The 22,052-nt window shown below is 65.1% G+C and carries 22 protein-coding genes; 10 read left to right on the top strand and 12 right to left on the bottom strand.

What is annotated here, in order from left to right; all coding sequences use genetic code 11:
- The first annotated feature begins 26 nt into the window (after window positions 1–26).
- On the top strand, window positions 27–1,094 hold the full coding sequence (gene lpxD, locus AC0L3X_RS05820) for a UDP-3-O-(3-hydroxymyristoyl)glucosamine N-acyltransferase (protein ID WP_283016657.1): 1,068 nt from the start codon (window positions 27–29) through the stop codon (window positions 1,092–1,094).
- Window positions 1,091–1,552, top strand: a complete 462-nt coding sequence (gene fabZ / locus AC0L3X_RS05815; RefSeq protein WP_028151691.1) for a 3-hydroxyacyl-ACP dehydratase FabZ — start codon at window positions 1,091–1,093, stop codon at window positions 1,550–1,552. The genes lpxD and fabZ overlap by 4 nt, the downstream gene beginning before the upstream one ends.
- A gap of 24 nt (window positions 1,553–1,576) precedes the next feature.
- Here the strand turns inward: fabZ and AC0L3X_RS05810 are convergent, their stop codons facing one another.
- Window positions 1,577–1,900 carry a KTSC domain-containing protein gene (locus AC0L3X_RS05810; RefSeq protein WP_166096947.1) on the bottom strand — a complete coding sequence of 108 codons (324 nt, stop codon included), beginning with the start codon at window positions 1,898–1,900 and terminating at the stop codon, window positions 1,577–1,579.
- Window positions 1,901–2,177: 277 nt separating this feature from the next.
- Between AC0L3X_RS05810 and lpxA the strand changes: the two genes are divergently transcribed.
- The 3 genes from lpxA to lpxB are packed head-to-tail and all read left to right on the top strand — an operon-like array spanning window position 2,178 to window position 5,027.
- Window positions 2,178–2,972, top strand: a complete 795-nt coding sequence (gene lpxA, locus AC0L3X_RS05805) for an acyl-ACP--UDP-N-acetylglucosamine O-acyltransferase (protein ID WP_283016656.1) — start codon at window positions 2,178–2,180, stop codon at window positions 2,970–2,972.
- Between the two features lie 19 nt (window positions 2,973–2,991).
- On the top strand, window positions 2,992–3,849 hold the full coding sequence (locus tag AC0L3X_RS05800; RefSeq protein WP_049807903.1) for an LpxI family protein: 858 nt from the start codon (window positions 2,992–2,994) through the stop codon (window positions 3,847–3,849).
- Window positions 3,846–5,027: a lipid-A-disaccharide synthase gene (lpxB, locus tag AC0L3X_RS05795; protein WP_166096945.1), complete on the top strand. Its 1,182-nt coding sequence runs from the start codon at window positions 3,846–3,848 to the stop codon at window positions 5,025–5,027. Before AC0L3X_RS05800 ends, lpxB begins: the two co-directional genes overlap by 4 nt.
- A gap of 98 nt (window positions 5,028–5,125) precedes the next feature.
- Here lpxB and AC0L3X_RS05790 read toward each other — a convergent pair whose 3' ends face one another.
- From AC0L3X_RS05790 to gltX, 9 genes are all read right to left on the bottom strand, one after another.
- Window positions 5,126–5,893, bottom strand: coding sequence for an SDR family NAD(P)-dependent oxidoreductase (locus AC0L3X_RS05790; RefSeq protein WP_166096944.1), 768 nt, complete (start codon window positions 5,891–5,893; stop codon window positions 5,126–5,128).
- Window positions 5,890–6,999 (bottom strand): ABC transporter ATP-binding protein, encoded by a 1,110-nt coding sequence (locus AC0L3X_RS05785; protein ID WP_283016655.1) that lies wholly within the window; start codon window positions 6,997–6,999, stop codon window positions 5,890–5,892. Before AC0L3X_RS05785 ends, AC0L3X_RS05790 begins: the two co-directional genes overlap by 4 nt.
- Window positions 7,000–7,009: 10 nt before the next feature.
- A complete protein-coding gene (locus tag AC0L3X_RS05780) occupies window positions 7,010–7,867 on the bottom strand; it encodes a carbohydrate ABC transporter permease (RefSeq protein WP_014494951.1) in 858 nt (285 codons plus the stop codon).
- Window positions 7,860–8,780, bottom strand: a complete 921-nt coding sequence (locus AC0L3X_RS05775; protein ID WP_283016654.1) for a carbohydrate ABC transporter permease — start codon at window positions 8,778–8,780, stop codon at window positions 7,860–7,862. The genes AC0L3X_RS05780 and AC0L3X_RS05775 overlap by 8 nt, the downstream gene beginning before the upstream one ends.
- Entirely contained in the window at window positions 8,777–10,063 is a 1,287-nt protein-coding gene (locus AC0L3X_RS05770) for an ABC transporter substrate-binding protein (protein ID WP_014494953.1), read from the bottom strand. The genes AC0L3X_RS05775 and AC0L3X_RS05770 overlap by 4 nt, the downstream gene beginning before the upstream one ends.
- A 58-nt stretch (window positions 10,064–10,121) precedes the next feature.
- Window positions 10,122–11,300 carry an ROK family transcriptional regulator gene (locus AC0L3X_RS05765; RefSeq protein WP_175618087.1) on the bottom strand — a complete coding sequence of 393 codons (1,179 nt, stop codon included), beginning with the start codon at window positions 11,298–11,300 and terminating at the stop codon, window positions 10,122–10,124.
- 123 nt (window positions 11,301–11,423) lie between these two features.
- Window positions 11,424–11,828 carry a GFA family protein gene (locus AC0L3X_RS05760; RefSeq protein ID WP_166096939.1) on the bottom strand — a complete coding sequence of 135 codons (405 nt, stop codon included), beginning with the start codon at window positions 11,826–11,828 and terminating at the stop codon, window positions 11,424–11,426.
- Between the two features lie 170 nt (window positions 11,829–11,998).
- On the bottom strand, window positions 11,999–13,303 hold the full coding sequence (gene gltA, locus AC0L3X_RS05755; RefSeq protein ID WP_071913479.1) for a citrate synthase: 1,305 nt from the start codon (window positions 13,301–13,303) through the stop codon (window positions 11,999–12,001).
- 145 nt (window positions 13,304–13,448) lie between these two features.
- Complete coding sequence (gltX, locus tag AC0L3X_RS05750; protein ID WP_283016653.1) at window positions 13,449–14,888, bottom strand: glutamate--tRNA ligase; 1,440 nt, start codon at window positions 14,886–14,888, stop codon at window positions 13,449–13,451.
- A 143-nt stretch (window positions 14,889–15,031) separates the two neighbouring features.
- Between gltX and AC0L3X_RS05745 the strand changes: the two genes are divergently transcribed.
- From AC0L3X_RS05745 to AC0L3X_RS05730, 4 genes are all read left to right on the top strand, one after another.
- Window positions 15,032–16,708, top strand: coding sequence for a glutamine--tRNA ligase/YqeY domain fusion protein (locus AC0L3X_RS05745; protein WP_166096937.1), 1,677 nt, complete (start codon window positions 15,032–15,034; stop codon window positions 16,706–16,708).
- 13 nt (window positions 16,709–16,721) lie between these two features.
- Complete coding sequence (locus tag AC0L3X_RS05740) at window positions 16,722–17,108, top strand: YybH family protein (RefSeq protein WP_283016652.1); 387 nt, start codon at window positions 16,722–16,724, stop codon at window positions 17,106–17,108.
- A 126-nt stretch (window positions 17,109–17,234) separates the two neighbouring features.
- Window positions 17,235–17,468 (top strand): DUF2171 domain-containing protein, encoded by a 234-nt coding sequence (locus AC0L3X_RS05735; protein WP_028149639.1) that lies wholly within the window; start codon window positions 17,235–17,237, stop codon window positions 17,466–17,468.
- Window positions 17,469–17,563: 95 nt separating this feature from the next.
- On the top strand, window positions 17,564–19,858 hold the full coding sequence (locus tag AC0L3X_RS05730; protein WP_283016651.1) for a ComEC/Rec2 family competence protein: 2,295 nt from the start codon (window positions 17,564–17,566) through the stop codon (window positions 19,856–19,858).
- A 9-nt stretch (window positions 19,859–19,867) separates the two neighbouring features.
- Here AC0L3X_RS05730 and AC0L3X_RS05725 read toward each other — a convergent pair whose 3' ends face one another.
- Window positions 19,868–20,809, bottom strand: coding sequence for a GAF domain-containing protein (locus AC0L3X_RS05725; RefSeq protein ID WP_208071179.1), 942 nt, complete (start codon window positions 20,807–20,809; stop codon window positions 19,868–19,870).
- 224 nt (window positions 20,810–21,033) lie between these two features.
- The gene (locus tag AC0L3X_RS05720; protein WP_166096930.1) at window positions 21,034–21,468 is read right to left on the bottom strand and encodes a hypothetical protein; all 435 of its coding nucleotides are present in this window, start codon (window positions 21,466–21,468) and stop codon (window positions 21,034–21,036) included.
- A gap of 246 nt (window positions 21,469–21,714) precedes the next feature.
- Here AC0L3X_RS05720 and AC0L3X_RS05715 point away from each other — a divergent pair, with 246 nt between their 5' ends.
- Complete coding sequence (locus tag AC0L3X_RS05715) at window positions 21,715–22,047, top strand: hypothetical protein (protein WP_283016650.1); 333 nt, start codon at window positions 21,715–21,717, stop codon at window positions 22,045–22,047.
- Window positions 22,048–22,052 lie beyond the last annotated feature (5 nt).

The raw sequence follows: 22,052 nt of genomic DNA, 5'->3' as shown, positions 1-22,052 counted from the left end.
CCGAAGCCGGACCGCGATGGGGTGGAATGGCGCAGCCGACCTTCTTCAGAAAGCCGCCGGCCTCACCGCTGGCTGACATTGCCGCGCTGACCAAGGCGCAGCTCGTCGACCCTGCCAGGGGCGGTCACGTCATTACCGGTCTTGCTTCGCTCGACGAAGCCGGCCCGATGCATCTGGCGTTCTTCGACAACCTCAAATATGCCGACGAGCTCAAGGCGACCAAGGCCGGGGCTTGCCTGGTGAGTCCGCGCTTCGAGGCCCAGGTGCCCGCGCATGTGGCCGTGCTGCGGGTGGCGCAGCCGTTCCGCGCCTTTGTCGGGCTCGCCCGGGAATGGCACGGCGATGCGCTGCGCCCGCAGTCCTGGGTCGGTAATGACGGCATCGCCCCGTCGGCCATCATCGATCCCTCGGCCCGGCTGGAGGACGACGTCATCGTCGATCCCCTGACCGTCATCGGCCCTGACGTCGAGATCGGCAGCGGCACCGTAATCGGCGCCGGCGTAGTCATCGGTCCCGGCGTCAAGATCGGCCGGGACTGCAATGTTGGCGCCCGCACGGCCATCCAGTGCGCGCTGATCGGCAACAACGTGCTGATCCATCCCGGCTGCTCGATCGGCCAGGACGGCTATGGCTTCATCTTCTTCGGCCCCGAGGGCCATCTCAAGGTGCCCCAGACCGGCCGCGTGCTGATCCAGAACAATGTGGAAGTCGGCGCCGGCACCACCATCGATCGCGGCTCCCTGCGCGACACCGTGATCGGGGAGGGCACCAAAATCGACAACCAGGTCCAGATCGGCCACAATGTGACCATCGGTCGGAACTGCCTGCTGGCGGCCCAGATCGGGCTCGCAGGCAGCCTGACGATCGGCGACAACGTGGCGCTGGGAGCGAAGGTTGGCATCAACAACCACCTCAAGATCGGCGATGGGGCTCAGGTCACCGCGATGAGCGGCGTCAAGGACGACATCCCGCCGAACGGGCGCTGGGGCGGCTTTTTCGCCAAGCCGACCAAGCAGTGGTTCAAGGAAATTATCGCGGTGGAGCGCCTGGTACGCGACAGCAGGGCCGATCCGAAGAACGAGGGACGGGAATGACGGAGGAATCACCGATCAAATTCGAGCTGGTGGATATCAACGCGATCCTCCGGACGCTGCCGCACCGTTTTCCGATGCTGTTGATCGACCGGGTGATCAATATCCGCGCCGATTACAGCGGCATTGGCATCAAGAACGTCACCTTCAACGAGCCGGCCTTCCAGGGGCATTTCCCGGAACGCCCGGTCTATCCCGGCGTGATGATGATCGAAGCGATGGCGCAGACCGCGGGCGTGATCGGCATCACCTCGGTCGAGGGCACCGAGAAGCCGCGCGCGGTGTATTTCCTCACCATCGACAAGTGCAAGTTCCGCAAGCCGGTGCTGCCCGGCGACACCATCGAATATCACATGCGCTCGATCGGCCGCCGCAAGGCGATGTGGTGGTTTCACGGCGACGCCAAGGTCAACGGCCAGATCGTTGCTGAAGCCGACGTCGGCGCCATGCTGACGGACTGAGCAGCTCAGGCCAGCGGAAATGGATTATGCGCCGCAGCCGTAACGGCCGCCGGCCGTCTCGCGTCCGATATTCCGGTTGAAGAACTGGCCCATGGACGGCGCGCCGAGCAGGCTGTCGACCGTCTCGGCCGCAACCCCGCAATAGCGGTCATATTGGCCGTCGATCGCGACGATGAGGTCCCGCCGCGCGCGGTCGTAGCAGACCCGCTGAAGCACCGTGCTGCGGGTGATGTCGCGGCACTCGAACGTCCCGAGATCGACGAAGCGGCGTTCGCCGGTCTCGACCGTCTCGGAGACGATCGGGGCGGCCGCGAGCTGTGCGAGCAGAACTGCCAGGGCCCTGACCACGATGACTTCAAGCTCCACATGAAGGCGTTGACGAGCTAGAGCATGATCCGGAAAAGCGTGCAGCGGTTTTCCGAAAGGATCATGCTCGAACGATAGCCTGAAGCGCGATGACGATTCATCCCAATCTCATCGTGCTTTAGGACGGCCGGCTCATCCGGTGCCTGAAACAGGCCGAGATGATACGTCACTGGACAGATCGGGCATAGTCGCGCTAACCACCGGAAAACTGAGCGACTTCAACACATAATCAGACCTTCTTGATGAGTCAGATTGCTTGATGAGTAAGATTGATCCCACCGCACGGGTCGCGGACGGCGCCGTGATCGGCGAGGGTACCGAGATCGGACCCTTCTGCATCATCGGTCCGAATGCCGTGATCGGCGCGAACTGCAAGCTGATCGGACAAGTCACGGTCATCGGCCACACCTCGATCGGCGATGGCTGCGTGATCTCGCCCTTCGCGGTGCTGGGCGGCGCGCCCCAGGACCTCAGCTACAAGGGTGAGCCGACCAGGCTGGAGGTCGGTTCCGGCTGCACCATCCGCGAAGGCGCGACGATGAATGTCGGCACCATCAAGGGCGGCGGGCTGACGCGCGTCGGCAACGGCGGCTACTTCATGAACAACAGCCATGTCGGCCATGACTGCATGGTCGGCAACAACGTGATCTTCGCGACCTCGGCGACGCTCGGCGGCCACTGCGAGATAGGCGATTTCGTCTATATCGGCGGCCTGTCGGCGGTGCATCAGCTCACGCGCATCGGCCCGCAGGTGATGGTCGGCGGCCTCTCGGGCGTGCGCGACGACATCATTCCGTTCGGCCTCGCCAACGGCCAGTATGCGGCGCTGGAAGGCCTCAATCTCATCGGGATGAAGCGGCGGCAGTTCACCAAGCAGCGGCGCGCGACTGTGCAATCGTTCTACCAAAAACTCTTCCACGGCCCCGGCACGTTCGCCGAGCGGCTCGCGGCGGCCCAGCCGCTCGCCAGCGAAGACCCCGCGATTGCCGAGATCCTCGACTTCATCGGCAAGCGCAAGCATCGCCCGATCTGTCTTCCCGCCATCGAGAAGTGATTTCGGGATGGCCGCGGGCATGACATCGGCGGCTTCGGAGATTTCTTCGCCGGTCGGCGTCGTCGCCGGCGGCGGCGCCATGCCGTTCGCGGTCGCCGATTCGCTTGCCGCGCGCGGCATCACGCCGGTGCTGTTCCCGCTGCGTGGCGCCTGCGATCCGACGCGGGTGGAGCAGTTCCGCCATCGCTGGATCTCGGTCGGCCAGCTCGGCCGTGCCATGCGGCTGTTCCGCGAGGAGGGCTGCCGCGATCTGATCTTCATCGGCACATTGGTGCGGCCTGCGCTGTCCGAAATAAGGTTCGACGTCACGACACTGCGCCTGCTCGGCAACGTCATCCGCGCCTTCCGCGGCGGCGACGATCATCTGTTGTCCGGCGTCGGGCGCATTCTCGAGCAAGGCGGCTTTCGCATGGTCGGCATCAAGGATGTTGCGCCGGATCTGCTGATGCCCGAGGGCTGCATCAGCCGCGCCTGGCCGAACGACAACAGCAAGGCCGACATCGAGCGCGGCCGCGCGGTGCTGACCGCGCTCGGCCCGTTCGACATCGGCCAAGCCGCGGTCGTGATCGACGGCCATGTAGTGGCGATCGAGGATATCGAGGGCACCGACGCGCTGCTCGCGCGCGTGGCACGCCTGCGCGAGGAGGGGCGCATCCGCGCTGCGACAGGACGCGGGGTGCTGGTGAAGGTACCGAAGAGCGGGCAAGATTTGCGCTTCGACCTGCCGACGATCGGTCCGCGTACCCTGGAGGGCGTCGCTCGAGCTGGACTGGCCGGCATTGCCGTCGTCGCCGGCAACACCATCGCCGCCGAGCCGCAGGCGATGATCTCGCTCGCCGACGCCAAATATCTCTTCGTCATCGGCCTGACGGCATGATGCAGAGCCGCGATCCCAAGCGGAAGATCTTCCTGATCGCGACGGAGGAATCCGGCGACCGGCTCGGCAGCGCCTTGATGAAAGTGTTGCGCCAGCGGCTCGGCGACGGCGTGCAGTTTGTGGGCGTCGGCGGCCGGACCATGGCGCGTGAGGGGCTCGAGACGCTGTTTCCGATCGAGGAGCTGTCGATCGTCGGCTTCGCCGGGGTCGTCCAGCAGTTGCCGAAGATTTTGCGGCTGATCCGCCAGACCGCGGATGCCGTGACTACGGCCGCACCCGACGCGCTCGTCATCATCGACAGTCCCGATTTCACCCATCGCGTCGCCCGCCGCGTGCGCGCGAAGACGCCGGAGATCCCGATTGTCGACTACGTGGCGCCGCAGCTCTGGGCCTGGCGACCCGGGCGGGCGCGCACCATGCGCCGCTATGTCGATCACGTGCTCGGCCTGCTGCCGTTCGAGCCGGAGGAATACCACAAGCTCGGCGGGCCGCCATGCAGCTATGTCGGCCATCCCCTGATCGAGCAATTGCCGTCGCTGCGCCCGAACGCGGAGGAGCAGCGGCGCCGTGATGTCGAGCCGCCGGTTCTGCTGGTGCTGCCCGGCAGCCGCCGCAGCGAGATCCGGCACCATCTCGACGTGTTTGGCGCGACGCTCGGACGGCTCCAGGCCGAAGGCCGCGCCTTCGAACTGAAGCTCCCGACCATGCCGCATCTCGAAGCCACCATCCGCGAAGGCATCGCGAGCTGGCCGGTCAAGCCGCAAATCGTGGTCGGCGAGACCGAGAGGCGCGCCGCGTTCCGAACCGCGCGCGCGGCGCTGGCCAAATCCGGCACCGTGACGCTGGAGCTCGCGCTGTCCGGCATTCCGATGGTGACGGCCTATCGCGTCGGCGCGATCGAAGCCTTCATCCTGCGCCGCGCGATCCGCGTCTCCTCGGTGATCCTCGCCAATCTCGTGATCGGCGAGGATGTCGTTCCGGAGTTCTTGCAGGAGGACTGCGTACCGGAGAAGCTGGCGCCGGCACTGTCGGAGCTGCTCACGGACACGCCGCTGCGCAAACGACAGGTCGAAGCCTTCGCCAGGCTCGACACTATCATGTCTACCGGCAACAAGTCGCCGAGCGTGCTCGCCGCCGACATCGTGCTCGCGACGATGCGCAAGGGCAGGCGGCAATAGACGGCTTCGTAGGGTGGGCAAAGCGAAAGCGTGCACACAACCTCTCCGTAACCGAGAAAGAAATGGTGGGCACGCTGCGCTTTGCCCACCCTACAGTCCTAGGCGAGGCCGCCGTCGACCCGAAAACACTGGCTGGTGATACGCTGGCTCTCGTCGGATGCGAGAAACAGCACCATGCTGGCGATGTCTTCCGGCGTCACCGCATCGGGAACGGCCTGGCGGGTGCGCAGCTCGGAGATCTTCTGCTCGTCCGGAAACCAGAGCCGGCGCTGGCGCTCGGTGATCACCATGCCGGGCGCGATCGCGTTGACGCGAATGCGGTCGGAGCCGACTGACCTGGCCAGCGAGTTGGTGAAGCCGACGATCGCCGCCTTCGCCGCGGCATAGACCGGCAGCGCCGGCGCGCCGCGGATCCACGCCACCGACGACATGTTGATGATCGAGCCGCCGCCGCGCGCCTGCATCTGCGGCACCACCGCCTGGGCCGCAAAGAAGACGTGCTTGAGATTGACGCCGATCGTCCAGTCGAATTCGGCCGGCGTCACCTCGGCCAGGACCTGACGCTGGTCGTTGGCGGCATTGTTGACGAGGACTGCGGCATCGCCGAGCGATCCGTGCACCCGCGCCACGGCAGCGCGCAAGGCGTCGATGTCGAGGAGGTCGCAGGGCACAAACAGGGGCGCGGAGCCGGATGAGGTCGCGACGTCCCGCACCAGCGCTTCGCCGGCACTCGCATCGATGTCGAGGAAGGCGACGCGGGCGCCCTGGGTCGCGAAGGCGCGCACGAAGGCGGCACCGATGCCGCTGGCGCCACCTGTGATCAACACCACGCGGCCGGCAAGGCTGGGAAAGATGGTCCGGGTCATGCGATCAGCCGCTCCGTCTCGGGGTCAAACAGGCAAATGCGCCGCGTGTCGAGCGCGAAGGTGGCGGTCGCGCCGGGCGCGGGACGGATATCCGGCGTGATGCGCGCCAGCGCAGTCTCGCCGCCGAGACGCAGCAGCACGATTGTCTCGGCGCCGGTCGGCTCGATCATCTCGACCGGCGCGTTGACGAGGACGGGCGCCTCGCCGGAAAAGACGCGGCTGGCCTCGGCGATGCATTCTGGCCTGATCCCGACGACCACCTCGCGGCCGAGATAAGATGTTGCCGCGTCGTGTCCATGCAGGCGCAGACGAACTTCGTCGGGTCGCCCCGCGCCGATTACGGCCACAGGTCCGCCGCTATCGGCCTCGAGCCGCCCCGGCATGGTGTTCATCGGCGGCGAACCCATGAAGCGGGCGACGAACAGATTGGCCGGATAGCGGTACACCGTGTCCGGATCGGCGAACTGCTGCACCACGCCCCGATGCATCACGGCGATGCGCGTTGCCATCGTCATCGCCTCGATCTGATCGTGGGTGACATAGACGATGGTGGCGCCGATGCGCTGGTGCAGCCGCTTGATCTCCATCCGCATCTCGACGCGCAACTTCGCATCGAGGTTGGAGAGCGGCTCGTCGAACAGGAAGAGCAGGGGATCGCGCACCAGCGCCCGGCCCATCGCCACGCGCTGGCGTTGCCCGCCGGACAATTGCGACGGCTTGCGACCGAGCAGGGGCTCGATCTGGAGGAGGCGAGCCACACTCGCCAGCGCCTTCTCCTGCTCCGCCTTCGGAACGTGACGGCATTCCATGCCGAAGGTGATGTTCTGGCGCACCGTCATCGACGGATAGAGCGCGTAGGACTGGAACACCATGGCGATGTCGCGATCCTTGGGCGGGACGTCGTTGACGACGCGTCCGCCGATCTCGATCGTTCCGTCACTCGGACGATCGAGCCCGGCGACGATGTTGAGCAGGGTGGACTTGCCACAGCCGGATGGCCCGACCAGCACGGTGAACTCGCCGCTCTCGATGTCGAGGTTGATGCCCTTCAGCACCTCCAGATTGGCGTAGCGCTTGGACAGGGTGCGAATGCTCAGTGCTGCCATGACGACCCCATCATTTCACTGCGCCGGCGGTCAGGCCGCGCACGAAGTACCGTCCGCCGAGGAGATAGATCAGCAAAGTGGGCAGCGCTGCGATGATCACCGCGGCGCTCTGCACGCCATGCTGCGGAATGTCCGCAATTGCGGCAGAGAGCGCGATGAGCGCGGCCGTGACGGGCTGCTGCTGGCCGGTGGTGAATGTCACGCCATAGAGGAACTCGTTCCAGATATGCGTGAATTGCCAGATCACGGTGACGATCAGAATAGGAGCCGAGAGCGGCAGGATGATGCGCCAGAAAATGCGAAAGAACCCGGCGCCATCGATGCGTGCGGCTCTGATCAACTCGTGTGGAATGGCGACATAGTAGTTTCGGCAGAACAGCGTGGTGAAGGAGAGCCCCTGGATCGTGTGAATCAGCACGAGGCCCGTCAGCGTGTTGATGAGACCGGTGTCCCGCAGCACGATGGTCCAGGGAAGCAGGCGCATCTGCTGGGGAAGGAAGAGGCCGAGGGTCACGATACCGTAGATCCAGCTATCGCCGCGAAAGCGCCAGAGCGACACGGCGTAACCGGCGACAGCGCCGAGCAGGGTCGAGAAAATCGTCGCCGGGATGGTGACGAGCGCGGAGTTCAGCATGTACGGCCGGATGCCGGCGCAGGTCTCAGCGACGCAGAAGCCGCTCCAGGCCTTGGCGTAGTTGCTCCAGGCCAAATGTTGCGGCCAGCCGATCATCGAACCCTGCGCGATCTCCTCGTTGGTGCGGAGAGAGTTCAGGACGACAACAACGAGTGGCGCGAGATAGGCTGCAGCGAACAATGTCACGACGAGATAGATCAGAATTCGGCTCGGTGCGAAGCTGCGGTCACGCATGGGTGGCCTGCCTTCGCTGGACATAACGCCACGCCGCATAGGGCAGCAGCACCGCGAGCAGGATGAGCAGCATGAGCACCGCCGCCGCGGCGCCCCGGCCGAGCTGGCTGCGCTGGAACATGAGGTCGTAGACGACAAGGGCCGGCAGCTGGGTCGCGATTCCCGGCCCGCCATTGGTGAGCGCACGGACGAGGTCGAAGGCCGAGATCGCGAACTGCAACTGGACGACGACGACGGTGATGGTGATCGGCCAGAGCGTCGGCAGAATGACCCGCCAATAGGTTCGGACCGGTCCGGCGCCGTCGATCTGGGCGGCCTTGATGATGTCGGAATCGACGGAGCGAAGGCCGGCGAGGAAGAGCGCCATGGCGAAGCCCGAGGATTGCCAGATCGCAGCAATCACGATCGTCCAGATCGCCATGTCGCGGTCGATCAGCCAGTCGAACCGGAAGGTGGTCCAGCCGAGATCATGGACGAGCTTCTGGATCCCGATGCCGGGATTGAGTAGCCAGCTCCAGACCGTGCCGGTGACGACGAACGACACCGCAAGCGGATACAGGAAGATGGATCGCAGCACATTCTCGCCGCGAATGCGCTGATCGAGCAGGATCGCCAGCATAAGGCCGGTGATCAAACTCAGCAGCACGAAAGCACTGCCAAACAGCAGCAGATTGTCGAAGGCGATCTGCCAGTTCCGCGATGCCAGGACCGCGTTGTAGTTGCGCAAACCCACCCAGCCGGAGACCGGAACAAGCGTCGAGGGCGTGAACGAAATCCAGATCGTCCACAGCGAAAACGAAATGAGATGCGCAGCCGACAACAGCAGTGGCACCCAGATCATCAGATATTCGGGCAGCCGGCGCACGAGATCAGACGTCGCCGGCCGCGTTGCTGTGGAGACGGTGTCGGTCAACGCGAACCCTCGACGGCCTCGGCGAGGCGGGTGACCGCCTGCTCCGGCGTGATCGTCTTGTTCTTCACATACTCGGTGAGCACGTCGATCATCGCGGCCGTCAGGCCGTTTTCCTGTGCCATATTGTGCGCAAGACTCAGGACGGCCTGATTGTTGGCGACAGCGTCCTTGAGCGCGGCTGCGGTCCGCCGTTGACCGTCCGACCAGCCCTCACCGGAGAGGTCGACATCGGTGCGCACCGGGATCGATCCCGTGATCTGCGAGTACATGGTCTGGATCGCCGGATCCATGACGAGCTGGGCCATCAACGTCTGACCGGCCTGGAGATCCGGCTCCTTGCGCTGCCAGAAGATGAAGGCGTCGGCATTCAACAGGAAGACCGGTTTGCCATTGTCGCTCGGGCCCGGCGTGATCATGAAGTCGTCGAACTTGAAACCGGCGTTACGCAACACGCCCTGCGCCCACCCGCCCATGATCATCATGCCCATGTCGCCGTCGACGAAGCGCTTCAAATTGGTGGCGTAGGGTTGGGCACCGACGTTGGGGTCCATCCAGTTGGCGATCTTGCGGACCTGGACGAAGGCAGCCTTGATCTCGGGGCCCTCCAGGGCCTTCTTGTCGAGATTCATGATGGCCGCACGGTATGCCGTGGGACTGATGCCGGCCAAAGAGGCCTCGAATTTCTGCCCGTCATCGGGGCGGGTGCCGCCGTTGGCGATGGGGTAGGTGATGCCGCCCGCCTTCATCTTGTCGGCGAGATCGTTGAAGTCGGCCCAGGTGACCGGGACCTTGTCGGCCTTGGCCTTGTCCATCGCGCGCTTGGAGAGAAACAGCATGTTGGTGCTGTAGATCTGCAACGGCAGCGCAATCCACTTGCCGCCCGGCTTGTGCAATTTTGCGAGGTCCGGAGCGACAACCTTTTCATAGCCGGCGGCCGCGACGAGGGCGTCGAGATCGACGGTCGGGGCGATCTTCGACCAGGCCGCAATCTCGGGGCCCTTCAGCTGCGAACAGGCCGGCGGATCGCCGGCGATGATCTGGGCGCGCAGCTTGTTCATCATCTCGGTGGTGAAGCCGGGGACGGGCGAGTGCTGCCAGACGCCGCCTTTCTCCTCGAATTTCTTGCCGAGTGCGGTGATCGCCGCGCCATCGCTGCCTGCGGACCATTGCGAGATCGCGGTGAGGCGCGGCTTGGCCGCGCCTTGCGCGCGGGCGAATGCCGGTAATGCGAGTGCGGCCGCAGATCCAGCGAGTAGACGGCGCCTTGTTGTCGTGATCGGCATGGCAGTTCCTCCCGGTGTGAACTTTCTTGGCGCGTTGAGCCACGCGGCTCAGGGCATGTCAGGCGGCCTCCGTCGAAGCCGCGGGCATCCCGCCGCGGCTGGCGAGACAAAAGGCGGCGAAGGCGAGAGCTGCTTGCGGATCGTTACCGTTCGAGGGCGGCACGAAGGCGAGCGACACCTGCGCCAGTTTCCGCCCGCCGAGAAGGCAGGCGTCGATCCCATCGACCACCGCTTTGCGATCCTCTTCCGAGAGAAGCGACGGCCAGCCGCTGATCGCGACGCCGTTGCACGGCTTCACGTTCAGCGTGTTGCCGATCGAAAGGCCCAGCCGGAACAGGCGCTGGCGCAACTCCTGGCGCATTCGCGACGAGCGCGGGATCGTGCTCACCCATTCGCCGCCGAGCTGGAGCAATTCGGCTTCAGTTACGCCGAGGAGCTCGGCGAGGGCCGGAAGCGACGTATAGGCCTCGACGCAGCCATGATGACCGCAGCGGCAGCGCGGCCCGTCGGCATTGAAAACCATATGGCCGAGCTCGACCGGCTGCGGGGCATCGGCCTCCAGCGGATCGTCCATCCAGGCGCCGGCAACGCCCTGGCCGACGAAGACGAAGAGATGTGCGCTGCTGAAGGGATAGTCCTGCGTGCGGCAGCGGTGAAACGTGGCGTGTGCGACCACCGAGTTGGTGAACTCGACCGGCACGCCGGCGAACATTCCGCCGAGCATGTCGCCGATGCGTTCGACGTCGCACGGAATGATCGGATTGCCCGCGGCGCTCAGGCGGCCGAGGCCGGGAATGGTGATGCCGATCTGCGCGAGACTGATGCGGCGGCGGCGCGTCCAGTCGCGCAGCAAGGTGAGGGCTTCGCGGAACACCCGGCCGACGGTCTCGACGGTCGGCTTCTTCAGCAACGGAACACGCTCGGTGTAGTGCATTTCGCCCGACATGCCGCCAACGCCCACGCTGAGCCACTGGCCGGTCAGCTCAAGGGCTGCGAGCGCCACGGAGCCATCGAGCGACACGAGGCCTGTCGGACCGCCGACATAGGGGGCAGGGCGCCGCACTTCCTCGATCAGGCCTTCGGCTTTCAGATCAAACAGGATGCGCGACAGGCTCGCCTCGGACAGGCGCACGGCCTTGGCCAGCGGCGGCCGGAACGAGCCGCCGGACTGGAGCAAGTGAGTCAAAATGGCAGCGCGCGTCTGCCGCCGACTTCTCGGCTGCTCCGGCATTTCCATCCCTGTCGTCATTCTTACTTAGTGTAAGAATTTGCGCGCGGAGCGTTTCGACTGTCAAGCGATTGCGGACGCGATGAGCCGACTTGTTGTTGTGCGTGGCAGCAAGATGAGGCGAAGAACCGATCAGGCTTTTGGTGCGGTGCCTTCGGCCCACTCCGGTAATTCGGCCTTCGGGTCGTACCAGTTGGCGGAATCTGATCGCCAGATGTGCATCTCGGGCCGTTCTGTGATCGGTGTATCGAGGCAGCCCATCCGCAGCAGGACCGTGTTCTTGCCCTCGCGCGAGGCGACGATGTGTGATCCGCATTGCGAGCAGAAATAGCGGGTTTTGCCGGGCGAGGATTCGAAGCCGCGCAGCAAGTCTTCGCCCTTGGTCCAGCGGAAGCGGTCGCGCGGCACGTTGGTGACGGTGGAGAAGGCCGATCCATGCGTCTTGCGGCAGGTCTGGCAATGGCAGTGCATGATGGTGCCCGGGGTCGCGTCGACCTCGTAGGCAACGCCTCCGCAGAGGCAGCTTCCGGTCAGCATCGGGTTCTCCATATCGTAGGGTGGGCAAAGCGCAGCGTGCCCACCGTTTCTGGCTCGGTCGCGGAGAGGTGGTGGGCACGCCGCGCTTTGCCCATCCTACAAATGTCGCCCGCAAACAAAAACGGCGCCATCACAGGATGGCGCCGTTTCCAAAAGCCCTCAGGCCGATCTTACTTCCGATCCTTGATCGCGACGTAGTCACGGCGGGTGACGCCCGTGTAGAGCTGGCGCGGACGGCCGATCTTCTGCTGCGGGTCCTCGATCATCTCGCTCCACTGGCTGATCCAGCCGACGGTGCGGGCGACCGCGAACAGCACGGTGAACATCGAGACCGGGAAGCCCATCGCCTTCAGCGTGATGCCCGAATAGAAGTCGACGTTCGGGTAGAGCTTGCGGTCGATGAAGTACTGGTCGCTGAGCGCGATCTTCTCGAGCTCGAGCGCCACCTTCAGCATCGGATCGTCGCCATGGCCGGTCTCCTTGAGAACGGCATGACACATCTTCTGCATGATCTTGGCGCGCGGATCGTAGTTCTTGTAGACGCGGTGGCCGAAGCCCATCAGGCGGACTTCGCTGTTCTTGTCCTTCACCTTGGCGATGAATTCCGGAATCTTGTCGACCGAGCCGATCTCGGCGAGCATCGCGAGCGCGGCTTCGTTGGCGCCGCCATGCGCCGGGCCCCAGAGGCAGGCGATGCCGGCGGCGATGCAGGCGAACGGGTTGGCGCCGGAGGAGCCGGCGATGCGCACCGTCGAGGTCGAGGCGTTCTGCTCGTGGTCGGCGTGCAGGATGAAGATCTTGTCCAGCGCGTCAGCCAGCACCGGGTTGATCTTGTACTCCTCGCACGGCACGGCGAAGCACATGTGCAGGAAGTTCTCGGCGAACTTCAGCGAGTTCTTCGGATACACGAAGGGCTGGCCGATCGTGTATTTGTAGGCCATCGCCGCCAGCGTCGGGATCTTGGCGATCATGCGCATCGACGCGATCATGCGCTGCTTCGGATCGTTGATGTCGGTGGAGTCGTGGTAGAACGCGGCGAGCGCGCCGACGGAGGCCACCATCACCGCCATCGGATGGGCGTCGCGGCGGAAGCCCTGGAAGAAGCGGGCCATCTGCTCGTGCACCATCGTGTGATGGATCACGCGGTCGTCGAAATCCTTCTTCTGCGCGGCTGTCGGCAGGTTCCCGTAGAGCAGGAGATAGCAGGTCTCGAGGAAGTCGCCGTTCTCGGCGAGCTGCTCGATCGGATAGCCGCGGTATTCCAGCACGCCGGCGTCACCGTCGATATAGGTGATCTTGGACTCGCAGCTTGCGGTCGAGGTGAAGCCGGGATCGTAGGTGAACAGCCCGGACTGGGCGTAGAGCTTGCCGATATCGACGACATCAGGCCCGACGCTGCCGCTGTGGATCGGGAGATCGTAGTTCTTGTTTCCGACCGTCAGCGTGGCGGTCTTATTGCTTGCTTTTGCGTCCATCAGAGGTCCCCGATGTGTGGTGAAACGGGCCGGACCCGGAAGGCCCCAATGACTTGGTGGGGCAGGCCGGATATTCCAGAAGGTACGGGTGAGATGGGTATATTATTGCTGTGTGCGCTGCAAGATCGCCGCACGCATGGTCGACTTACGTCGTAGCCTGGTCCTTGGCCTGGTCCTTAAGCCGGCCCAGGCTTTCCTGGCGTCCCAGCACGTCCAAAACCTCAAATATACCAGGCGATGTCGACCGTCCCGTCAGCGCCGCCCGCAGCGGCTGGGCGACGGCGCCGAGCTTGAGACTATTTTCCTCGGCAAAAGCGCGCAGCGCGGCCTCCGCATTCGCCGCACTCCACGTCTCGACTTTCTCCAGCGCGGAATGAAGCTGGCCGATCAGCTTGCGGTTCTCGGGCGTCAGCAGCGCTGCCGCCTTGGCATCGAGCTCCAGCGGCCGGTCGGCGAAGATGAAATAGGCGCTGTCGATCAGCTCGATCAGCGTCTTGGCGCGCTCCTTCAGGGCCGGCATGGCCTTGAGAAGCTGCGCCCGCGTCGTGTCGTTTAACTTGGCCTTAAGCTCGTTGCGGCTGGGCACGACGTGGTCGAGCACGTCCTCGAACATCTTCACGAGTGATTGATCGTCGGCGTGGCGGATGTAGTGGCCGTTGAGGTTTTCGAGCTTGGCGAAATCGAAGCGGGCGGCGGCGCGGCCGACGCTGGCGAGGTCGAACGCGGCGATCATCTCCTCGGTCGAAAAGATCTCCTGGTCGCCATGGCTCCAGCCGAGACGGACGAGGTAATTGCGGAGCGCGGCCGGGAGGTACCCCATGGCGCGGTAGGCATCGACGCCCAGCGCGCCGTGGCGCTTCGACAGTTTTGAGCCGTCCGGGCCGTGGATCAGGGGGATGTGGGACATGCTCGGCAGCGTCCAGCCCATGGCGTCGTAGATCTGCTTCTGGCGGGCGGCGTTGATCAGATGGTCGTCGCCGCGGATGACATGGGTGACGCCCATGTCGTGGTCGTCGACCACCACAGCGAGCATGTAGGTCGGATTGCCATCGCCGCGCAGCAGGACGAGGTCGTCGAGGTTCTCGTTCTGCCAGACCACGCGGCCCTGGACCTGGTCCTCGATCACGGTCTCGCCGGTCTGCGGTGCGCGCAGGCGGATGGTGGGCTTGACGTCGGACGGAGCGGTCGCCGGATCACGGTCGCGCCATAGGCCGTCATAGAGGCGGGTGCGGCCCTCGCTGCGCGCCTTCTCGCGCATGGCGGTGAGCTCCTCGGCGGTCGCGTAGCAGCGATAGGCCTTGCCGTCGGCGAGCAGCTGCTCGGCGACCTCGCGGTGACGCGCGGCGCGGCTGAACTGGTAGATGACGTCGCCATCCCAGCCGAGCTCCAGCCATTTGAGGCCGTCGAGGATGGCGCCGATCGCAGCCTCGGTGGAGCGCTCCCGGTCGGTGTCCTCGATCCGGAGCAGCATCTTGCCGCCGTGCTTCTTCGCATAGAGCCAGTTGAACAGCGCCGTGCGGGCGCCTCCGATATGGAGGAAGCCGGTCGGCGAGGGAGCAAAGCGGGTGACGACGGAATCGGTCATTCTTGGCAGGGCCTATGCATTGGAGGCAGTGGTATATAACAGGACCGGAGCATAACTAAAGCCCGGCAGCGGACCGCTAAGCTCTTGGCTCAGCCAAGCGAATTTGGCAGAAGGGCCGCTGATTTCCCTACAGGATTTTCGTAATGACAGAACCGGTGGCGACTGAGGTTGGGCGCGATTTCATTCGTGACATCATCCAGGCCGACCTCGATCAGGGCAAATACCAGGAGATCGTGACCCGGTTCCCGCCGGAGCCGAACGGCTACCTGCATATCGGCCACGCCAAGTCGATCGCACTCAATTTTGGCATCGCCCAGGAGTTTCCGGGCCGCTGCCACCTGCGCTTCGACGACACCAACCCGGTCAAGGAAGAGCAGGAATACATCGATTCCATCCAGGCCGACGTGCACTGGCTCGGCTTCGATTGGGGCAAGAACCTGTTCTTCGCCTCGGATTATTTCGACCGTCTGTACGAATGGGCGGAGAAGCTGATCCGCGACGGGCTCGCCTATGTCGACGACCAGACCCAGGAGGAGATTCGCCTGGCGCGCGGCACGCTGACCGAGCCCGGCAAGAACTCGCCGTTCCGCGACCGCAGCGTGGACGAGAATCTCGACCTGTTCCGCCGCATGAAGGCCGGTGAATTCCCGAACGGCGCGCGCGTGCTGCGGGCCAAGATCGACATGTCCGCGGGCAACATCAACCTGCGCGACCCCGTGCTGTACCGCATCCTGCATGCGCATCATCCGCGCACCGGCACAAAGTGGTCGATTTATCCGAGCTACGATTATGCGCACGGCCAGTCGGACGCGATCGAGGGCATCACGCACTCGATCTGCACGCTGGAGTTCGAGGACCATCGGCCGCTCTACGACTGGTTCATCGAAAAGCTGCCGGTGCCGTCCAAGCCGCACCAGTACGAAATGGCGCGGCTCAACCTGACCTACACGCTGCTGTCCAAGCGCGTGCTGACCCAGCTCGTCCGCGACGGCCATGTCGCCGGATGGGACGATCCGCGCATGCCGACTGTAGCGGGGATGCGCCGCCGCGGCGTGCCGCCGGCGGCCTTGCGCGAATTCGTCAAGCGCATCGGCGTTGCCAAGGCCAACAGCGTCGTCGACGTCGGTATGCTGGAGTTCTGCATCCGCGAGGAGCTGAACCGCACGTCGCAGCGGCGCATGGGCGTGCTGCGGCCGCTCAAGGTGGTCATCGAGAACTATCCGGAAGGGCAGACCGAAGAGCTCGAGGCGATCAACCATCCCGACGATCCCTCGGCCGGCACGCGCAAGATCACGTTCGGCCGCGAGCTCTATATCGAGCAGGACGACTTCATGGAGAACCCGCCCAAGAAGTTCTTCCGCCTGTCGCCCGGCAACGAGGTGCGGCTGCGCTACGCCTATTTCGTCAAGTGCACCGGCGTGATCAAGAACGACGCGGGCGAAGTGGTGGAGCTGCGCTGCACCTACGATCCCGCGACCAAGGGCGGCAACGCGCCCGACGGCCGCAAGGTCAAGGCGACCATGCACTGGCTGCCGGCGGCGAATTCGGTGCCGGCGGAGATCCGCATCTACAACCAGTTGTTCGCCAACCCGAGCCCGGACGCCTCGAACTTCGCGGCCGATCTCAATCCGCAGTCGCTGGAGATCCTCTCCAACGCGCGGATCGAGGCATCGGTTGCGGGAAGCAATTCGACCGAGCCGATGCAGTTCGAGCGTCAGGGCTATTTCGTGCGCGACAAGGACTCGACGCCGGGCAAGCCGGTGTTTTCGCGCACCATCGGCCTGCGCGACACGTTCGCGAAGGAAGTCGCCAAGGGCTGAGGGGATTGGGCCTATGAGCAGTGAAGCCGACGCCATCGTTTCCGCCATCATCGCGAAATGGTGCGCCGGCTTCGCGACGCTAGATGCGACCGCGCTGTCGTCGCTCTATGCGAAGAACGCGTTCTTCTTCGGCTCGAATCCAAGACTCTATCGGGGCAGGGACGGCGTCGCCGACTACTTCAACGGCCTGCCGCGCTGGCGCCAGCCGAGCGCCGTGTTTTCCGAGGTGCGCGCCACGCAAACCAGCCCGGACCTGATCAACATGGCCGCGATCGTGTCGTTTGACCTCGCCGGCGAGAGGGAGGAGTTCTCGGTCAAGATGAGCTGGGTCATCCTCTGCGAGGACGGCGACTGGAAGATCGTCAATCACCACGCCTCGTCGCGCGCGCCGTTGATCTAGCAGTCGCGCTACTCCGCCTCTTTCTCTTTCGTCATTCCGGGCTCGCGCCAAGTGGCGCGCCCCGGAATGGCGATAGCAACGAACTCTGCTCCCGCGCGTTGGGGTGGGTCCAACAAGGAACCCACCATGCAGAACATCGCAGAGCATATGGAAGTCATCGGCGCCGATGGCGTCCACATCGGCACGGTCGACAAGGTCGAGGGCCATCGCATCAAGCTGACCAAGAAGGACAGCGGCGAGGGCAGCCACAAGGGCCACCATCACTTCATCGACAAGGGCCTCGTTGCCGGTGTCGAGGGCAACAAGGTTCGGCTCTCGGCCAAGGCGGACGTCGCCGTGACGATGGAAGAGGAAAAGTAGGGGGCCGTTCGCTCCGTTCCTGATCCGTACCGCTATTCGCGCAGCCGCACGTTCCGGTAGCCTCCTGGCCTGTCGCGTATCGTAAGGTGCAGGGAATGGCGGAGCCGGGCCGGCCAGTTCGGTCCCAGGGGATCGCGGGGACTTGGATTGCGGGGACTTGGCCCGTCGGCCGAGCTGCATCCGCGGGCGGCCTCGCGCCGGCTGGGTTCGACCTCTGGACGTCGCTGGCCGGGACCCTGAGCGAATGGGCGCGCGCCGAGGCCGGCGCCGGGCGGTTGTTGCCATGGGTGCCGGTCGCGTTCGGCGGCGGCATCGCTCTCTACTTTGCCGCCGATCATGAACCGGTGCTGTGGGTCGTTGCCGCGACGGCCATCGCGCTCATGCTTGGCGCCGTGCTGTTGCGGCGGAGCCGGTTGTTTGCGCCGGCGATCATGATCGCGGCGGTCGCGGCCGGCTTTGCCACGGCGACCTGGAAGACGGCGCGGATCGCGCACACGGTGCTGGCAAAGCCGCTTTATTCCGTCTCGCTGTCGGGCTTCGTCGAGACCCGCGACATCCGCGAGCGCACCGACCGCTTCGTGCTGCGCGTCACCGCGATGGAGGCGCAGCGCAGCGACGTCAAGCTCGAGCGCGTGCGCCTCTCCGTGCGCAAGGGGACTGCGCCCGAGGTCGGCAGCTTCGTGCAGTTGAAGGCGCGGCTGTTGCCGCCGTTGTCGCCGGTGCGCCCCGGCAGCTATGACTTTTCGCGCGACATGTTCTTCCAGGGCATCGGCGCCTCCGGCTTCGTGATGGGCACGATTGCGGCATCGGTGCCGCCGGATGCCGGCGGCTTGCGGCTGCGTTATGCCGCCTTCATGCAGGGTCTGCGCGATGCGATCGACGCGCGCATCCGCGCCACGCTCGAGGGCGACAACCGGGCGATTGCGACCGCGCTGCTCACGGGCCGGCGCGACGCGATTACCACGCCCGTCAACGACGCCATGTTCATCTCGGGGCTCGGACATGTGCTCTCGATTTCCGGCTATCACATGGCGGTCGTCGCCGGCGTGGTCTTCTTCGCGGTGCGCGCGCTGCTGGCGTTGATTCCTGGAATGGCGGCCGGCTTTGCCATCAAGAAATGGTCGGCGGCCGCCGCGCTGGTCGCAGCCGCGTTCTATCTGCTGCTGTCGGGTGCGGAGGTCGCCACACAACGCTCGTTCTTCATGACGGCGGTGGTGTTGATCGCGGTCATGGTCGATCGCCGTGCCATCACCTTCCGCACGCTGGCTGTGGCCGCGCTGATCGTGCTCGCGGTCGCGCCGGAGGCGCTGGTGCATCCGAGTTTTCAAATGTCCTTCGCCGCGACGCTCGGACTGGTGGCACTGGTGCAGATCGGCATGCCGAACCTGTTTGCGTCGCCCGATCATTCCGCGACCGCGCGGATTGCAATGTGGGGCGGGCGCGAGATCGCGATGCTATTCCTGGCCTCGCTGATCGCGGGGCTCGCGACCACGCCCTATGCCGCCTTCCATTTTCACCGCGTGACGCCGTTCGGCGTGCTTGCCAACCTCGGGGCGATGCCGGTGGTCTCGGCCCTGGTGATGCCCGCGGGCCTGTTGGGCTTGATTGCAGCGCCGTTCGGACTCGATGGTCCGTTCTGGTGGCTGATGGGGATCGGCATCGACTGGATGGTTGCGGTGTCGCGCTGGGTGGCCGCTTTGCCGGGCGCGGTCGGCCGCATCTCGGCTTTTGGCATAGCACCGCTGATCGCGGCAAGCTTGGGAATCATCGTGATGGGCTTGTTGCGCACGCCGTTGCGCTGGGCCGGCGCGGTGGTGTTGTTGGCCGCGATCCTCTGGGGACTGTGCGCGCGGCAGCCCGATGTCCTGATCGCCGGTGACGGCCAGAGCGTCGCGATGCGGGGCAGGGATGGGCACCTGCATCTGATCAGGTCGAGCAAGGACAGTTTTCTTCTGAAGGAATGGCTCGCCGCCGACGCCGATCCGCGCGATGCCGGCAGTGCCTCACTGGCCGCCGGCGTGTCGTGCGACGAAGCCGGCTGCGTGACGCCGCTCGCCGACGGGCGCCTGGTCGCGCTGGCCTTGCGCATCGATTCATTGGCTGACGATTGCAGCCGGGCCGCGCTGGTGGTGACGGCGCGGCCGGCGCCGCCGGATTGCGCGGCCATGGTTGTCGACCGTCAGCGTCTCGCAAGGCAGGGCGCGCTGGCACTGACGCGAAGCGGCGACGGCTTTGCGGTTCAGGCGGCGAAGACGAGGGGGACAGACCGTCCGTGGTCGCCGGCGGCGGCCGGCGAGGCGGATTTCAGCGCGAGCCTTGCGCCGCAGGCGGCGGCTCCCCGCAACCGCGACGCGACGCCATCGGAAGCGGACCTGCAGGCTGAGGATTGAGCGGACGGGTTACAGATACCAGGCCAGCACGGCGTCGAGCCTGGCATTGCCGATCACCGGCAGGACGACCATCTGGCTCAGTCCAGAGGCGCTGGCCTGCGAGGCCGCGACCGAGCCGTCACGCGCGAGATCGTCGTTGAGCGCGGGCATGCCGGTGGCCCAGGCCCCGCCGATGCTGCCTTCGCCTTTGGCGATGGATTTCGTCGCATAGAGCGCGGCGAGGTCGGTCTGCGCGCTGCAATCGCCGGTGCGGAAGACCAGCGCCGAACGGGCCTCGTCCGGGACCCAGATCTCGAAGCGTCGCGCAATCGGGGTCGCCTGCGCGGAGAGAAATGTCAGCACCCAGGTTTGATCGGTGCCGGTCCGGTAGGGAACGCCGACGCCGAGATTGATTCCGACCTTGGCGGCGTCCTCCCAGCGCAGAAAACTCCTGGCATCGTGCAGGTCCTTGATGATCAGCGGCAGGCCGGCTTTCCAGATGCGGCCGGGCAGGCCGAAGCCACGCGGAAATCTGGTGTGGCGGGAGTTGAATTCGAACATGTCGGCGGTGCCGTAATAGCCGTCGACGAGCCCCATCTCGTGGGAGGTTTCGGCATCGTTGTGCCAGAGCTCGATCGCGCCGACATGGGCCTCGTCGTCGCCGCAGAACAGCACCATGACAGCTTGCAGGAATTCGCCTGAAAACACCGGCACCGCCACGCCGCAGGTCAGCCCGGCGGCGATGGCCTGATCGGTCCGCTTGAAATAGGAATCGGTGAATCTGGTGAGGATCACGGGGTGGCCGCTGGCCCAGGCCTTGCCGGGAAGTCCCTCGTCATATCCGAAGTGCAGATCCTCGCTCACGTCCCTAAACGCGGACAACCCTTCGCCGTAGAGGCCGCCGCCGAATTCCAGCCGCATGCGCGTGCGGTCAGGCACCCAGAGTTCAACGACGCGAATGAAGGTCTTCATCGAACGTGCCCGCCGTCTCAAGCCGCACCAAGCATCGGCCATTTGGCTGCGGAACGGACGTTTAAAATTCAGGCAGGACAGCGCAAACTTCGTGCGGTGGGAGGCACAACGGCTTGGTCCGCCCGATGGCGTTTCGCGGGGCACGAGCAACACCATCTCGCCGGCCTCGGCCGGCGATGGCGATTTTCAATCCTGGCCCGACCTGCCGGCCGGGAATGGCGATGTCAGCCGATCGGCAGGCGGGTGCTGGTTGGCCGGCTGTCGGTGATGGTCTGCGGCTTGTGCTCGCGCTCGCCGAGCGGCTGGGTCACCGGTAGCTGCAGCACGGTCGCACGCTGGCCTTCGACCAGCTGCGTCACCAGCACGGATTTGCCGTCGGGGAATTCGATCGCATCATGATGGCGATCGGGAATGTGCGGATCGATCTTGCCGAACTTGCCGACGCGCGAATTGACGGTGCGCGTCCAGATCCAGCGATTGTCGTAGCGGACGTTGTCGGCGAAGGCGAGCTCCGTTCCCGGGAGCAGGCAGACCGCGACGGTCGGATCGGCCGCGGAGGCAAAGCCGCGCGTCGAGGTGCCGCGGAAGGTTGTCGTGACGATCGTCTCGCCGACTTCGGCGGGACGCGACGCGACGGCATGCAGGCTGTAGTCACACATCGGGTGCTCCTCATGCAGGGATAGCGACCCACGTCTCTTAATCGAGGCGCAGGCCTCTATCAGAGTGGAAATACCAAACGTTCTGCCGGGTTGTAGGCAAATCTACGGCTCGCCGCCGCAGGCCGCAATCACATTAACTTTCCCGAATCCACCAGGAACAAAGCCCGCCCCTTTGCATTCCGCAGGCGCGTGTCAGCGCCCCGCAGGCGCCGACCAGCCGGAATATTGCCAGCCCGGCCGCGACGGTTGGTCGACGGCGTCGAGGGCCTTGCGGACTTGCTCGCTTACGGCGGTATCCTTGCGGGCATGGGGCCGCGATTGCGCGGCCAAGGCTTGCGCGGCCGATGCTGCGATCAGCGCCACAGCAACTGTGCTCAGAACGATCTGGCGCATGACTTCTCCTCGAACCTGAAGGCCGCGAAGCAGGGCTGCTTCGTGTGGCGTGCCGAGGATGTACCGCTGGAGGAGGGGCCGGATAATCTGCGCGAAACCAGAAAGACTATCCAGCGGAAGCGGACAATCGTCCGCTCCAATCCCGGATCGGCGATGCCGATCGAAAGCGCGCGGGGCGCGAAATGACCGAT

This window comes from Bradyrhizobium sp. MI1.7, assembly GCF_055811795.1.
This window is presented reverse-complemented; position numbering and strand designations above follow the sequence as displayed.